This window comes from Sphingopyxis sp. OAS728 (assembly GCF_014873485.1).
Taxonomy (GTDB): domain Bacteria; phylum Pseudomonadota; class Alphaproteobacteria; order Sphingomonadales; family Sphingomonadaceae; genus Sphingopyxis.
The window spans coordinates 3537790-3551952 of record NZ_JADBDT010000001.1 but is presented as its reverse complement, the minus strand read 5'-3'; the positions used below and the strand labels follow the sequence as shown (position 1 = coordinate 3551952).

At 64.2% G+C, this 14163-nt stretch carries 16 protein-coding genes; 5 read left to right on the top strand and 11 right to left on the bottom strand.

Annotation, left to right across the window (positions count from 1 at the left end):
• Positions 1–51: 51 nt before the first annotated feature.
• The 7 genes from GGC65_RS16880 to GGC65_RS16850 form a co-directional block, all read right to left on the bottom strand.
• Positions 52–603, bottom strand: coding sequence for a spore coat protein U domain-containing protein (locus GGC65_RS16880; RefSeq protein ID WP_192648220.1), 552 nt, complete (start codon positions 601–603; stop codon positions 52–54).
• Between the two features lie 95 nt (positions 604–698).
• Positions 699–1250 (bottom strand): spore coat protein U domain-containing protein, encoded by a 552-nt coding sequence (locus GGC65_RS16875; RefSeq protein WP_192648219.1) that lies wholly within the window; start codon positions 1248–1250, stop codon positions 699–701.
• 681 nt (positions 1251–1931) lie between these two features.
• A complete protein-coding gene (gene queA / locus GGC65_RS16870) occupies positions 1932–2966 on the bottom strand; it encodes a tRNA preQ1(34) S-adenosylmethionine ribosyltransferase-isomerase QueA (RefSeq protein ID WP_192648218.1) in 1035 nt (344 codons plus the stop codon).
• Between the two features lie 23 nt (positions 2967–2989).
• The gene (locus tag GGC65_RS16865) at positions 2990–3799 is read right to left on the bottom strand and encodes a peptidylprolyl isomerase (protein WP_192648217.1); all 810 of its coding nucleotides are present in this window, start codon (positions 3797–3799) and stop codon (positions 2990–2992) included.
• An 85-nt stretch (positions 3800–3884) separates the two neighbouring features.
• On the bottom strand, positions 3885–4391 hold the full coding sequence (coaD, locus tag GGC65_RS16860) for a pantetheine-phosphate adenylyltransferase (protein ID WP_192648216.1): 507 nt from the start codon (positions 4389–4391) through the stop codon (positions 3885–3887).
• Complete coding sequence (locus GGC65_RS16855) at positions 4391–5311, bottom strand: polyprenyl synthetase family protein (RefSeq protein ID WP_192648215.1); 921 nt, start codon at positions 5309–5311, stop codon at positions 4391–4393. Before GGC65_RS16855 ends, coaD begins: the two co-directional genes overlap by 1 nt.
• Positions 5312–5317: 6 nt before the next feature.
• Complete coding sequence (locus GGC65_RS16850) at positions 5318–5581, bottom strand: exodeoxyribonuclease VII small subunit (RefSeq protein WP_192648214.1); 264 nt, start codon at positions 5579–5581, stop codon at positions 5318–5320.
• A 72-nt stretch (positions 5582–5653) separates the two neighbouring features.
• Between GGC65_RS16850 and GGC65_RS16845 the strand changes: the two genes are divergently transcribed.
• From GGC65_RS16845 to GGC65_RS16830, 4 genes are all read left to right on the top strand, one after another.
• A complete protein-coding gene (locus tag GGC65_RS16845; RefSeq protein WP_192648213.1) occupies positions 5654–6316 on the top strand; it encodes a hypothetical protein in 663 nt (220 codons plus the stop codon).
• A 130-nt stretch (positions 6317–6446) separates the two neighbouring features.
• Positions 6447–6743: a hypothetical protein gene (locus tag GGC65_RS16840; protein ID WP_192648212.1), complete on the top strand. Its 297-nt coding sequence runs from the start codon at positions 6447–6449 to the stop codon at positions 6741–6743.
• An 84-nt stretch (positions 6744–6827) separates the two neighbouring features.
• Positions 6828–9083 (top strand): phosphoribosylformylglycinamidine synthase subunit PurL, encoded by a 2256-nt coding sequence (purL, locus tag GGC65_RS16835; RefSeq protein ID WP_192648211.1) that lies wholly within the window; start codon positions 6828–6830, stop codon positions 9081–9083.
• A gap of 16 nt (positions 9084–9099) precedes the next feature.
• The gene (locus GGC65_RS16830) at positions 9100–9837 is read left to right on the top strand and encodes a DUF72 domain-containing protein (protein ID WP_192648210.1); all 738 of its coding nucleotides are present in this window, start codon (positions 9100–9102) and stop codon (positions 9835–9837) included.
• 27 nt (positions 9838–9864) lie between these two features.
• Here GGC65_RS16830 and GGC65_RS16825 read toward each other — a convergent pair whose 3' ends face one another.
• Complete coding sequence (locus tag GGC65_RS16825) at positions 9865–10644, bottom strand: Coq4 family protein (protein ID WP_192648209.1); 780 nt, start codon at positions 10642–10644, stop codon at positions 9865–9867.
• Between the two features lie 129 nt (positions 10645–10773).
• On the opposite strand from GGC65_RS16825, the gene GGC65_RS16820 reads away from it, so the two are divergent.
• Positions 10774–12012, top strand: coding sequence for a DUF418 domain-containing protein (locus GGC65_RS16820; protein ID WP_192648208.1), 1239 nt, complete (start codon positions 10774–10776; stop codon positions 12010–12012).
• Here the strand turns inward: GGC65_RS16820 and GGC65_RS16815 are convergent.
• From GGC65_RS16815 to der, 3 genes are all read right to left on the bottom strand, one after another.
• Entirely contained in the window at positions 12006–12410 is a 405-nt protein-coding gene (locus tag GGC65_RS16815; RefSeq protein ID WP_192648207.1) for an Hpt domain-containing protein, read from the bottom strand. The two genes, GGC65_RS16820 and GGC65_RS16815, sit on opposite strands and share 7 nt — an antisense overlap.
• Before the next feature lie 117 nt (positions 12411–12527).
• Positions 12528–12752 (bottom strand): sulfurtransferase TusA family protein, encoded by a 225-nt coding sequence (locus tag GGC65_RS16810; protein ID WP_192648206.1) that lies wholly within the window; start codon positions 12750–12752, stop codon positions 12528–12530.
• Positions 12742–14130 carry a ribosome biogenesis GTPase Der gene (gene der, locus GGC65_RS16805; RefSeq protein ID WP_192648205.1) on the bottom strand — a complete coding sequence of 463 codons (1389 nt, stop codon included), beginning with the start codon at positions 14128–14130 and terminating at the stop codon, positions 12742–12744. The genes GGC65_RS16810 and der overlap by 11 nt, the downstream gene beginning before the upstream one ends.
• Between the last annotated feature and the right edge of the window lie 33 nt (positions 14131–14163).

Below are 14163 nucleotides of genomic sequence, written 5' to 3'. Positions count from 1 at the left end.
GAAAGGGGGAGCCTTAGCCCCCCCTTTTTTCCATCTGATTAACGAAGCCGATCAGATCGTCGTCACGGTGACCGTGACGGTGTCCTCATAGACACCGGCCAGCGGGCGGGCATCCTGGTTTTCGTTGGCGCGAACGCGTGCGCGCAGTTCGACCTGGCGATGGATCGCGCCGCGGGTCGTGTTCTGGCCGACAGAGCCCTGTGCCGAGTTATGCTCGGGACCGGCACCGCTGTTGCGATAGTTCAGGGCATAGACCGAATAGTTGATCGTGTCCTTGAAGCCCGAGTCATCACCCGAAGCGAGGGTGCGCGTCTGGTTCTTCAGGACGCCAAGGTCGGCGTCGATCAGCATGCGGTTGCTTTCGTTGCAGCTGACCCAGAACGGGCTGGTTTCGTCAGCCGACGTGTTGTTGATCAGCAGCGCGCCCGAACCGGCGGTCGTGTTGATCGACAGCGTGCCAAGGTCGACATCGCTGATGCCTTCCATCGTGCAGGTTTCTGCGACGCTGGCGTTGATGTCGAACGCTTCGCTGTCCGAATCCGCTGCGAAGGCGGGGGTCGAGGCGAGCATCGCGCCGAGCGAGACGATAAGAAGTTTCTTCATGGAGCTATTCCCCGTTGAGGGGCCGCATCATATTCGAACATGGCGACCCGAAAGACAAACAGGGGAGGAGCGACGCCCCTCCCCCGCGATCAGGATCAGATGGTCGTGACGGTGACCGTCACGGTGTCCTTGTAGACACCAGCCAGCGGGCGGGCGTCGAGGTTGCCGAGCAGGGTCACAGCAGCGCCCATGTCGATCTTGCGATGGATCGCACCGCGGCTCTGGTTCTGGAGCAGCGGGCCAAGCAGGCTGTTGTACGACGGCTGCAGGAAACCGTTGCGATAGTTCAGGGCAGCGACCGAATAGTTGATCGTGTCCTTGAAGCCGGCGTCGTCGCCCGACTGCAGGGTGCGCGACTGGTTCTTCAGCTTGCCGAGCGTAGGAACGATCGACATGCGGTTGGTGTCGTTGCAGCTCAGCCAGAACTCACCGGCGTTGTCGGCCGACGCACCGTTCAGGAACAGCGCGTTGCTGCCGGCGGTGGTGTTGATCGACAGCGTGCCGAGTTCGATGTCGCTGATGCCTTCCATCGTGCAGGTTTCAGCAACGCTCGCGTTGATGTCGAACGATTCGCTGTCCGAATCGGCGGCGAAGGCAGGCGTCGAGAGCATGGCCGACATGGCGGCCAAGGCAAAAAGCTTCTTCATGGTAAAATTCCCCTCATACAGACTGGTCGTCATCTGAAGCGAAGGGCGCCGGCGACGGCGCCCTTTTTCGCTTCCCCAACCGCCGAGAGAGACTTTTCCAGTCTGCGACTTCCCCCCTGCGGTTAACAACTAATTAAACGACAGGACGGGAAGCGCAACCGTTTATGATTGGTTAAAACATTAACGATGCGTGGAAAATCCGGAATTTTGGATGCCGACGGCGACGGCGACGACTAAATTGAAAGTTAATTTATCCAACCGAAATTGAAAACGAATCGCAGGAAAACCTCATATTCTAGAAGCTTAGCGCCCTATGGATCGGATGGCGGCGCGCCTTCCCCGCTGGCGGCGCCGCGCGCCCGGTCCGGTCCGGAGCGCGCGACCCGAAACGCCCGATTTGGCCAAGCTGTATCGAAATCGAACAGTGGCAAGACGAGTCATTAGCGTTCAAAAAGACTCTAAAAGCCCAACGAAAAGCCGTTTTATAACATATGTTTATATTGCACCGTGCGCTCGATCTGCCGCGCACACGACATGCTCGTAAAGCCGCGATTCGGTCGTGCAGCCGCCTGCCCGGCGGCACTGTCGGTAGTTTTTCATTGCCTGGATTCGCACGAACGACGCACGATTCGTCCGGTTATCGGCAGCGACAATGAAACAAAACTTAACCGGGAACGCGGCTCATTTCGCGCCAGGCAGCAACAGGCTCGCATCGCCATAGCTGTAGAAGCGATATGCGTGCTCGATGGCATGGGCATAGGCCGCCTGCATCGTCTCCAGCCCCATCAGCGCGCTGACCAGCATGAACAGCGTCGAACGCGGCAGGTGGAAATTGGTCATCAGCCCATCGATCGCCTTGAAGCGGTAGCCGGGGGTGATGAAGATCGCGGTGTCGCCCGCGAAGGGCGCGATAATGCCGTCGTCCTGCGCCGCGCTTTCGAGCAGGCGGAGGCTGGTGGTGCCGACCGCGATCACACGGCCGCCCGCCGCGCGCACGGCGTTGAGCCGTGCAGCCGTCTCGGCGTCGATCCGCCCCCATTCGGCATGCATGACATGATCTTCGGTGTCGTCGGCTTTTACCGGCAGGAAGGTACCGGCGCCGACGTGCAGCGTCAGCGTTTCGGAGCCGACACCCGCAGCCGCTAGCGCTTCGAGCAGCTTCGGCGTGAAATGCAGCGCCGCGGTTGGCGCCGCGACAGCGCCGTCCTCGCGCGCGAACATCGTCTGGTAATCGCTGCGATCGTCTTCGTCGGTGGGGCGCTTGCCCGCGATATAGGGTGGCAGCGGCATCGTGCCTGCGCGTTCGAGCAGGATCTCGACCGGTTCGTCCCCCGCGAAGGCGAGAATGAAGCTGCCGTCGGCGAGCCGCTCCTCGGCGATCGCCTCGACGCCGGCGCCGAAATCGACGCTCTCGCCAACACGCAGCCGCTTGGCGTTGCGGACGAACGCCTGCCAACGGCGCAGGTCGATGCGCTTGTGCAGGGTAGCGCCGATCTTTGCGTCGCCGCGCTGCCCTTCGAGCTGCGCCGGGATGACGCGCGTGTCGTTGAAGACGAGGCAGTCGCCGGGGCGCAGCCACGTGGGCAGGTCGCCAACCCCCGCATCGACGATCGCACCGCCGTCGACGACGAGCATCCGCGCCGCATCGCGCGGGCGCGCGGGGCGGAGCGCGATACGCTCATTGGGTAAATCGAAATCGAAGGCGTCGACGCGCATGATCTTGTGGCGCGTCCCCGCGCTTACTGCTTGATCGGGGCGTTGAGCTCATCGACCGTCACGGTGGGCGCTACAGCGGGCGCGGGCACCGTTTCGGTGAGCATCGACGCCGGCGGCATCGGCTTGTTGTCGGCGGCGACCGACACCTGCACCATGCGCGACATCACTTCGGGCGGCTCGCCCTTATGGATGGCGTCGACATATTGCATGCCCGAGATCACGCGGCCGAAGGCGGTGTAGCGGCGGTCGAGCGCGAAGCGCGGCTGGAGCATGATGAAGAACTGGCTGTTCGCGCTGTCCTCGCTCTCGGCGCGCGCCATCGACAGCGTGCCGCGCAGATGCGGGGTTACGTTGAATTCGGCCTTGAGGTCGGGAAGCTGCGAGCCGCCCTGCCCGGTCGCTGTCGGATCGCCCGTCTGTGCCATGAAGCCGTCGATCACGCGGTGGAACTTGATGCCGTCGTAAAAGCCCGCGCGCGCGAGCTGCTTCAGCCGCTCGACATGGTTGGGCGCAACGTTCGGATAAAGCTGGATCACGACCCGGCCGCCCGTCGAAAGGTCGATGTTGAGCATATATTCGGGATTGTTGATATATTGGTCGGGGGTCATCGCGGGCACCGCCGGCGCTGCGGTTTCCGGCGTCGCCTCTGCCGCAGCAGGTGCAGGCGCGGTCGGCGTTTCGACCGGCGCGGGCGCGGGCGTTTCGACCGGCGGCGCGGGCGGGCTTTGCTCGGGGTTCGGCCCCGGTGCGGGCGGCGCATCCTGCGCGACGGCCGAAGCCGCAAGACCGAACGCCATCGCCGTAAGAACCAAGGGGCGGAAGGATGATTTCATGCTGGATCGGCCTTTAGAATGTAACAGGATTTGCGCCCCGATGGCGCGCCCTAGCGGGAAAAAGCTGAACGCTCAATGATCGGTATCAGCGCTCGCCCTGGAGCAGCCCCCGTTCGGCGATGCGCGCCACGACCGCGTCGCGTACCGAAGGCGTCACGAATTTGTGGATGTCGCCGCCAAAGATCGCGATTTCCTTGACCAGCCGCGACGCAATCGGCTGAAGACTGACGTCGGCCATCAAAAAGACCGTTTCGACACGCGCGTTGAGCTGGCGGTTCATGCCCGTCAACTGATACTCATATTCGAAATCGGTGACGCCGCGAATGCCGCGCACGACGATCGATGCGCCCTGGGCGTCGGCAAAGTCCATCAGCAGCGAGTTGAAACCGACGACCTCGATATTCCCCTCGATCCCCGCCACCTCGGCCTTCACCATCGCGATCCGCTCGTCGTCGTCGAACAGGGGCGATTTCGCGATGTTGGTGGTCACGCCGATGATCAGCCGATCGACGAGCTTCGCGCCGCGGCGGATGATGTCCATATGCCCAAGCGTGATCGGGTCGAAGGTTCCGGGATAAACCCCAATACGCATCAACGGTCCCTTTCCACCACATAGCGGGCGATCGCGCGCAGCAGCGCCGCCTCGTCGCCGAAATTCGAAAGATGCCCGATCGCCTGCTCGACGAGCACGGTCGCCTGCTCGCGTGCGCGCTCGAGCCCCATCAGGGTGACGAAAGTCGCCTTACCCGCGGCGTCATCCTTGTGCAGCGCCTTGCCCGCAAGCGCCTCGTCACCCTCGACGTCCATGATGTCGTCGGCGATCTGGAACGCGAGGCCGATGTCGCGCGAATAGGCGCGCAGCGGCGCGCGGCCCTCGGGCGGAATGCGCGCGAGGATCGCGCCCGCTTCGACCGAAAAGGCGATCAGCGCACCGGTCTTGAGCTGCTGCAGCCGCGTGACCGTCGGCAGGTCGAAATTCGACGTCTCGGCGGCAAGGTCCATCATCTGACCGCCCGCCATGCCCGCCGGCCCCGCGGCGCGCGCGAGTTCGCAGCAAAGCTCGCCGCGTACGAAGGGATCGGCGCTGGTCACTGGGTCGCACAGCCATTCGAATGCGAGGGCATGGAGCGAGTCGCCGGCAAGCACTGCGGTCGCCTCGTTATACGCCTTGTGCACCGTCGGCTTGCCGCGGCGCATATCGTCGTCGTCCATGCACGGCAAATCGTCGTGGATCAGCGAATAGACGTGCATCGCCTCGACCGCCGCGCCGACGCGCAAGGTCAGCGCACGGTCGACGTGGAACAGGTCGCCCGCAGCGCGCACCAGCAGCGGGCGTAGCCGCTTGCCGCCGGCAATCGCCGCGTGGCGCATCGCCTCATAGAGCGGTCCACGCGGATCGGCGGGCACGCGCAGCAACTGGTCGAACAGGCGGTCGATGCCCGCGACGACCTCGGCCTGCGTGGAAAAGAGCAATTGTGTGCCGCGCGAAACTTCGCTGTCGACCGACGCCATGATGGCTCAGCTTTCGCCGAAGGGGGTGGTTCCCGCCGGGCGGCCGTCGGCGCCGAGGCTGACCTGTTCGATCCGCGCCTGCGCCGCGGCGAGGCGCGCCTCGCAATGGCCGCGCAGCGCATGGCCCCGCTCGTAAAGCGCCACCGATTCCTCGAGGCTCACGTCGCCGCTTTCGAGGCGCCGCACGATCGTTTCGAGTTCGCCCATCGCGGCTTCGAACGATAGCGAGGCGATCACGGGGGCGGCAGCGGTTTCGGGGGTGTCCGTCATCGCCCTGCTTTGGCCCCTTCGCCCCCGTCCGGTCAAGCTTGACGTGGTGATTTTGCCCTATAGCCTCGCGCCATGTTCATCGGCCATTTCGCCCCGGCGCTGATCGCTGCCGCCCGCCCACGGGCCGCCGGGCTCGGGACATTGTTCGTCGCCGCGCAGCTCGTCGACATCGGCTTCGCCGCGCTGCTGATCCCGGGGATCGAGGCGATGCGCATCGTCCCCGGCATCACCGCGATGAACCCGATGGACCTGCATCACATGCCCTATACGCACAGCCTGCTCGGCGCGCTGATCTGGGCAAAGATTTTCGGCGTGCTCGTCTGGTTCGCGACCAAAAGGAAGGAAGCCGCGATCGGCGCGGCGCTGGTCGTGGTGTCGCACTGGTTCATCGACCTCCTCGTCCATATCCCCGATCTCACCCTCTACGGCATGCCGCCGAAGCTCGGGCTCGGCCTGTGGGACCACCCGCTGATCGCGATGCCGCTCGAGATGCTGCTGACCGGCGGGGCCTTCGTCTATTATATGCGACGCACCTGGGCCCCTGCGGGCAATGGGCGCTTATGGGTACTCGCGGCGCTGCTCGCCTTTGCGCAGACGGTCGACTGGTTCGGGCCGAAAGAGCCGGCCTATTCGCTCGCCATCCCCGCGACGATGCTGTTCGCTTACATCCTGCTCGCCGGCACCGCCGCATGGGCTGGCGCCAACCGGCAGCTTGCGACGCCGCGCCCGGCCTGACCCCTTCACCGCACGCAATCACGCTTCTGTTTTTTGCAATTGCTGGCGCGCGCGCCAGCATCCATGTTGCACCGCACAAGAAGAGAGGGGCTCAAAGGCAAGTTTTGTTCACTAGACAAGGACTTGCATCATGAAAAAATACATTCTCCCCGCCCTCGGCCTGCTCGCGCTGGCGCCGTCCATTGCCTTCGCGAAGGATGCGCCGACCAACCGCTTCGAGCATGAGGGTGCGACCTACAGCTACACCGTCACACAGGTTGGCGACACGCGCGTCATCAGCGGCGTCGAGGAACGCACCGGCAAGCCGTTCACGCTCCGCGTCGGCCAGCACCGCGTCCGCGGCACCGTCGGCTCGCAGCAGGTCAGCTTCGCGCTGCGCGACGTGCAGCCGCTCAAGATCGAGACGGCCACGCTCGCCTCGCGCTAATCCCGCTCTCCGACCGCAGACCCCATGGTGCAAAATGCATCATGGGGTCTGTTCGTTTTGCGCGCACGGGGCTAAAGGCGCGCCATGACTCAGACAGCAACCGCGCCCGCCTCCGTCATCACCCCCGAGATCGTTGCCGAACACGGCCTGTCTCCGGAAGAATATGATCGCGTCCTGCACGCGCTCGGGCGCGAGCCGAACCTTGTCGAACTCGGCATCTTCTCGGTCATGTGGTCCGAGCATTGCAGCTACAAAAGCTCGCGCCTCCACCTCAAGAAACTGCCGACCGAAGCACCGTGGGTGATCTGCGGCCCCGGCGAAAATGCCGGTGTCATCGACATCGGGGAAGGCCCGGACGGCAAGAAGCTGGCCGCGATCTTCAAGATGGAGAGCCACAACCACCCGTCGTACATCGAACCCTATCAGGGCGCGGCGACCGGCGTCGGCGGCATTTTGCGCGACGTTTTCACCATGGGCGCGCGCCCCGTCGCGAACCTCAACGCGCTGCGTTTCGGCCGCCCCGACCATCCGAAGATGAAGCATCTGATCTCGGGCGTCGTCCACGGTATCGGCGGCTATGGCAATTGCGTCGGCGTTCCGACCGTCGGCGGTGAGGTCAATTTCCACAAGGCCTATGACGGCAATATCCTCGTCAACGCGATGACCGTCGGCGTCGCCGAACAGGACAAGATCTTCTATTCGGCCGCGTCGGGCGTTGGCAATCCGATCGTCTATGTCGGCTCGAAAACCGGCCGCGACGGCATCCACGGCGCGACGATGGCGTCGGCCGACTTCGGCGAGGATGCCGAGGAGAAGCGCCCGACGGTGCAGGTCGGCGACCCCTTCACCGAAAAATTGCTGATCGAGGCGTGCCTCGAGCTGATGGCGTCGGACGCGATCGTCGCGATCCAGGACATGGGCGCAGCCGGGCTTACGTCATCGTCGGTCGAAATGGCGTCGAAGGGCGGCGTCGGCCTCCACCTCAAGATGGACGATGTGCCGCAGCGCGAAACCGGCATGACGGCTTATGAGATGATGCTGTCCGAATCGCAGGAACGCATGCTGATGGTGTTGAAGCCCGGCCGCGAGGATTTCGCCGCCGCGATCTTCCACAAATGGGAACTCGATTTCGCGGTCATCGGCACCGTCACCGACACCGGCCGCATGGTGCTCGAGCATCATGGTGAGATCGTCTGTGACATCCCGCTCGCGCCGCTCGCCGACGACGCGCCGCTCTACGACCGCCCGCACGTCCCGACGCCTAAGCAGGCTGAATTGACGAACGTCCCCGAAACGAAGGATGTCGCCGCCGACCTCAAGACGCTGATGGGCACCCCCGATATCGCCAGCCGCCGCTGGATCTGGGAGCAATATGACAGCCAGGTCGGCGCCGATACCGTGCAGACCGGCGGCGACGCCGCGCTCGTCCGCATCCACGGCACCAACCGCGCGCTTGCGATGTCGACCGACTGCACCCCGCGCTATTGCTACGCCGACCCGGTCGAGGGCGGCAAGCAGGCGGTCGCCGAAACCTGGCGCAACATCAGCGCGGTCGGCGCGACGCCGCTCGCGATCACCAACTGCCTCAACTTCGCGAACCCGCAGCGCCCCGAAATCATGGGCCAGATTGTCGGCTGCCTCGACGGCATGGCGCAGGCGTGTATCGCGCTCGACTATCCGATCGTCTCAGGCAACGTCAGCCTCTATAATGAATCCAAGGCGACCGGCGGCGGCAGTGCGATCCTGCCGACCCCCGCGATCGGCGGCGTCGGCGTGATCGACGATCTGAACCGCGCGGTCGGCATCGGCTTCAAGCGTACGGGCGACATCGTGCTCGCGGTCGGCGAACGCGCCGGCCATCTCGGCCAGTCGGTATGGCTGCGCGAAATCCACGGCCGCGAAGACGGTCCGCCGCCCGAGGTGAACCTCCGCTGCGAAAAGCGCACGGGCGACTTCATCCGCGGCGCGATCAATGCGGGCTGGATCACGGCCTGCCACGACGTCTCGGACGGCGGCATGGCGGTAACGCTCGCCGAAATGGCGCTGAAGTCGAACATCGGCGTGCTCGTCAGCGAAGAACAGCCCTTCGGCGTCGCCGAAAGCTTCTTCGGCGAGGATCAGGGCCTCTATCTCGTCACCGTCTGCGACACCTGCCTCGCCGACTTCCTCGACGCCGCGGGCCGCGCCGATGTGCCGGTCGATCCGGTCGGCCGCACGATCAAGGACCGCATCGTCTTCGAACTGGAGGGCAGCGACCATCAGGTGACGCTCGCCGAACTTCGCGATGCGCATGAAGGTTTCTTCCCGAATCTGATGGGGGCCGACGCGGCGCTCGCATAATGAAAGAGAGGGGCCGATGAGCATCCATGTCGGAGTCGGCGGCTGGACCTTCGAGCCGTGGCGCGGCCCCTTCTATCCCGCCGGGCTCGCGCATAAGCGCGAGCTCGAATATGCTGGGCAGCATCTGACCGGGATAGAGATCAACGGCACCTATTATGGCAGCCAGAAGCCCGAGACCTTTGCCAATTGGGCAGCATCGGTGCCCGATGGTTTCCAGTTCAGCGTCAAGGCGTCACGTTTCACGACCAATCGCAAGGTGCTGAAAGACGGCGCGGCATCGATCGAGAAATTCCTGACGCAGGGCCTCACCCGGCTCGGCGACCGGCTCGGCCCGATCCACTGGCAGTTCATGGCGACGAAGAAGTTCGACCGCGACGATTTTGCGGGCTTCCTCGACCTGCTTCCCGACAGTCAGGATGGCCTGCCGTTGCGACATGCGATCGAGGTGCGCGACGAGAGTTTCCGCGACCCGGCATTCATCGACATGCTGCGCGAGCGCAACATGGCGGTCGTCTTTGCCGACAGCGATGAATTCCCGTGTATCGACGAACAGACCGCCGACTTCACCTATGCCCGGCTTCAGCGCAGCCAGGAGGATGTCGAAACCGGCTATGACGCCAAAGGGCTGGATCACTGGGCCAAGCAAGCTTGCGACTGGGCCAAAGGCGACCGCGACGTCTATATCTTCTTCATATCGGGCGCGAAGGTCCGCAACCCGGCGGCAGCGCAGGCGCTGATCGCGAAGCTGGATTAGCTGGCCCCGGCTTGCGCCGGGTGCAGGTCAGGCCATCGCAGCCTTTGCCGCGAGGAAGTTGTACGGGTCGATACCGCGGTTGCGGTACGCGCGGTGCGCTTCCTCATACAGCGTCGGCTTGCCGATGCCGAGGCGCGCGCGCGCGGCTTCGAGCGGTTCGGCGAGCAGCGAGCGGATGTCTTGTTCGATGATCGCCTTCGACGCCTTGCCGTGGCGCTGGCCCTGGCGGATCGCGCCCATCACCGGCGCGTCGCTCTTGACGCCGCGCTTCACTTCATAGCCACCGGCATAGGCGATGAAGGCATTGCCGTAATTGCCCGTCTGACCATAGGTGAAGCCGAGCACGCACTGTTCGCCGAGCGCGTCGCGGCCATAGCCGGTCAGGATATGGAACAGGTCGTGCGTGTCGCGCAGGCGGTTCGAATACCATTGCACCTGGTCGTCATATTGCGGGCGGCCCATCTTCTCGCTTTCGGCGACGAGGCCCGCAGCCGACAGGCCTTCGCGGCGCATGAAGGTGACATAGGCGTGGCCGACCGTGCCCTCGGGCAGTTCGTCGATCCAGCTATGGTCGTCGAGCAGGTCGGGCAAATAGGGCTCGCGCTCCATCAGCTTCTTGCCGAAATCGCTTTCGACGAAAGCGCGCGCATCGTCCATGAAGCCCTTGCGCGGCAGGTTTTCAAAGATGTGAAACACCTGTTCGGTGTCTTCCTTGTCCTTGATCAGCTTACGGAAGTGCTGGAACGCCTTGAACGGGCGGAACTTCTGCGGCTGGCGGTCGGGGTGGGAGAAGATGGTGGGGATCATGGCTGGTCTCGTTCGAATCAGGTGATGATGTCGAGATAGCATTACTGACATAGATGTCAATAGCAGGTTAAAGCGCTGGACGGATCGTCGCGCCAGCCGTTATAGACAGATAATACAGTGGAGGGCGATATGCGCGAAGACAGACAAGTTGCGGGCGAACGCCTCGTCACCCTCGACGCGCTGCGCGGCTTCGCCGTGATGGGCATTTTGGCGATGAATATCGTCGCCTTCGCGATGCCCGAAATGGCCTATGTCTCGCCCAAGGCCTATGGCGGCGAGACCGCCGCCGACCTCGCCGCCTGGGCCCTCGGTTTCCTCCTTTTCGACGGCAAGATGCGCGGGCTGTTCTCGATCCTGTTCGGCGCGAGCATGCTGCTGATCATCGACCGTGCGGAGGGGTCGGGGCAAAGCCCGGGATCGGTCCACTACCGTCGCATGGCGTGGCTCGCGATCTTCGGGCTCTGCCATTATTTCTTCATCTGGTGGGGCGACATCCTCTTCCTCTATGCTGCGGTCGGCTGCGTCACCTTCCGCTTCCGCGCGTGGGAAGCGCGACGGCTGATCAAATGGGCGATCGGCCTCTTCACACTCGGCGTCGTGCTGACATCGCTTTTCTTTGGCGCGCAGCTTGCGGTCGGGAATGCGGCCGACAATCCCGCATCGCCGATGGCCGAAGCCGGGCGCGAGGTCCGCGCCGAATATGCCAAGATCGACGGCGAGGTGACCGAGGAGCTCGCGCTCTATCGCGGCCCCTATCTTCCGATTCTCGGCTCGCGGCTCGATACCGCCATCAATCCGTTCATCGGTGTGCTGATGACGATATTGGAGACGCTGCCACTGATGATGCTCGGCATGGCGCTGTTCCGGAACGGCTTCCTGACGGGCGCATGGGCGGCCGCCGACTATCGGCGGACGGCGATGCGCTGGCTGCCCCCCGGCGTGCTGCTAACGTTGCTCGTCGGCTGGATTCAGTGGCAGGCGGGCTTCGACTATCTCGTCGCGGTCAATGCCTTCATGGCGTGGGCAGGGCCCGGGCGGTTGATGATGACGGTCGCCTACGCCGCCTTGCTCGTGCTGCTGATCAAGGGCGCGGCGGACGCGCCGTGGATCGCACGCGTCGCGGCGACGGGCCGGATGGCCTTCTCCAACTATCTCGGCACCAGCATCGTGATGACGACGATCTTCTATGGCTATGGAATCGGCCTGTTCGGCGACGTCGACCGCTGGACGCTTTATCTGTTCTGCATCGGCATGTGGGCCGTCATGCTGCTCTGGTCCAAGCCATGGCTCGACCGCTTTCGCTATGGCCCGCTCGAATGGTTATGGCGCAGCCTTGCGCGCGGCCGGCTGCAACCGATGCGTCAGTAGCCGACGGCACGGTCGAACCCGGTCGGGCGGCGCTGGACGAGTGGATTGGCTTCGCGCTCGAGCGCGGCGAGCGTCTCTTCGAACAGCGGGCGCAGCGTGACGACGCGCGGCAGATATTCTTCGGGACTGATCTGGCTTTCGACGCAGTGGCGCGCGAACACCTCGATATCCTCCGCCAGCGCGCCGAGCTTCTCGCCGCCGAACTGACGCGCTTCGCTTTTCAGCGTGTGCGCCGGCATGACAAGGCCGCGGGCGTCGCGGGCGCGCATCGCCTCTTCGATCGCGGCCACCGACTTGGTGCCGTCTTCGCGAAAATAGCCGAGAATCCGTACGAACGCGGCGCCCAGCTGGGTGCGCGTCGCGCGAAACTCATCCCAATCGACCAGGATTTCGTCCAATGTTTTCGTCCCTTGGTGTTCAAATTCGGCCGTGGTCCCAAGCCGTCCATGCCGAAGTTGGGTAAAAAAGACGTTACGGTGTCAGGGGTCTTGAGGCGCAAGGCGCCCCGTTTTGGGTCAGCGGCGAACGCGCCAGCGGCCTTCGGTGGCGGAGGCAGAATCGGCTTCGACCGACCAGCCATGCTCGCCCGCCAGCGCCGCGACTTCGCGCCCCGCCTGCGGATCGTCGGCGATCAGCAGCACGTCCGATGCATTCCGCATCGCCCGCGCGAGCCGTAGCGCTGGCCAGGGACAGCGCATGCCGCGTGCATCGACGACCAGCGTCGACGCTTCATTCGTCATAGGGGTTGCGCGAATTGCGGAAATTGAGGCGCACCGGAACGCCTTGGAAGCCCAGTTCCTTGCGCATGCCGTTGACCAGATAACGCGTGTAGCTGCCCGGCAGGCTGTCGGTTCGCGTGCCGAAGACGACGAAAGTCGGCGGCCGCGTCCGCGCCTGCGTAATATAGCGCAGCTTGATCCGCTTGCCGCCGGGCGCCGGCGGCGGATTGGTTTCAACGGCATTTTCAAACCAGCGGTTGAGTTTCGCGGTCGAGACGCGGTTGGTCCAGATCGCGCGCTGTTCGAACGCGACGCGCACCAGCGTGTCGATGCCCTTGCCGGTGGCGCCCGAAATGCTGAGCACCGGGACGCCCTTGACCTGACTGAGCCCATCCTCGAGCGCACCCCGAACGCCGTTGAACAGCGACGAGGGGTTTTCGGCCACGTCCCATTTGTTGAGCGCGACGATCAGCGCGCGGCCTTCCTGCAGCACCTTGTCGGCGATGTGCAGATCCTGGGCTTCAAGCCCTTTGGTCGCGTCGAGCAGCAGGACGACGACCTCGGCGAAATCGACCGCGTGGAGCGCGTCGGCGACCGAGAGCTTTTCCAGCTTTTCGACAACCTTGGCGCGCTTACGCATACCCGCGGTGTCGAACAATTGGATCTCGTGAACCTCGCCGTCCTTTTCCCATTGCCAGTCGACGCGGATCGAATCGCGCGTGATCCCCGCCTCGGGCCCGGTGATGAGGCGGTCTTCGCCGATCATGCGGTTGATAAGCGTCGACTTGCCGGCATTGGGGCGGCCGACGATCGCGAGCTTCATCGGGCCGAGCGGCACGTCTTCGTCGTCCTCACCCTCGACCGGCGGCGGTGACGCTTCGGCCTCGGCCGCGTCAAAAGCCTCGACGATCGGGCGGAGGGCATCGAACAGGTCGACCACCCCTTCGCCATGTTCGGCGCTGAGCGCGATCGGATTATCGAAGCCGAGCGAATAGCTCTCCATCAGGCCGTTTTCGCCCTGCTTCCCCTCGGCCTTGTTGACGAGGAGGATGATCGGCGTGTCCTCGCTGCGCAGCCAGCGCGCAATTTCCTCGTCGAGTGGGGTCACCCCGGCGCGGCCGTCGATCATGAACAAGGCGGCGTCGGCTTCGCGCACCGCCTTTTCGGTCTGCACGCGCATCCGGCCGGGCAGCGTGGCCGCGTCATAATCCTCGAAACCCGCGGTATCGACGATGCGGAATTCGAGCCCGAGCAGCTTGCCGTCGCCTTCGCGCCGGTCGCGCGTCACCCCGGGCTGGTCGTCGACGAGCGCAAGGCGCTTGCCGACCAGCCGGTTGAACAGCGTCGATTTGCCCACATTGGGTCGGCCGACAATGGCAATCGTCGCCAATCGCGACATGAAATTAAATCCCTGTATCTGTCCGGGCCATCC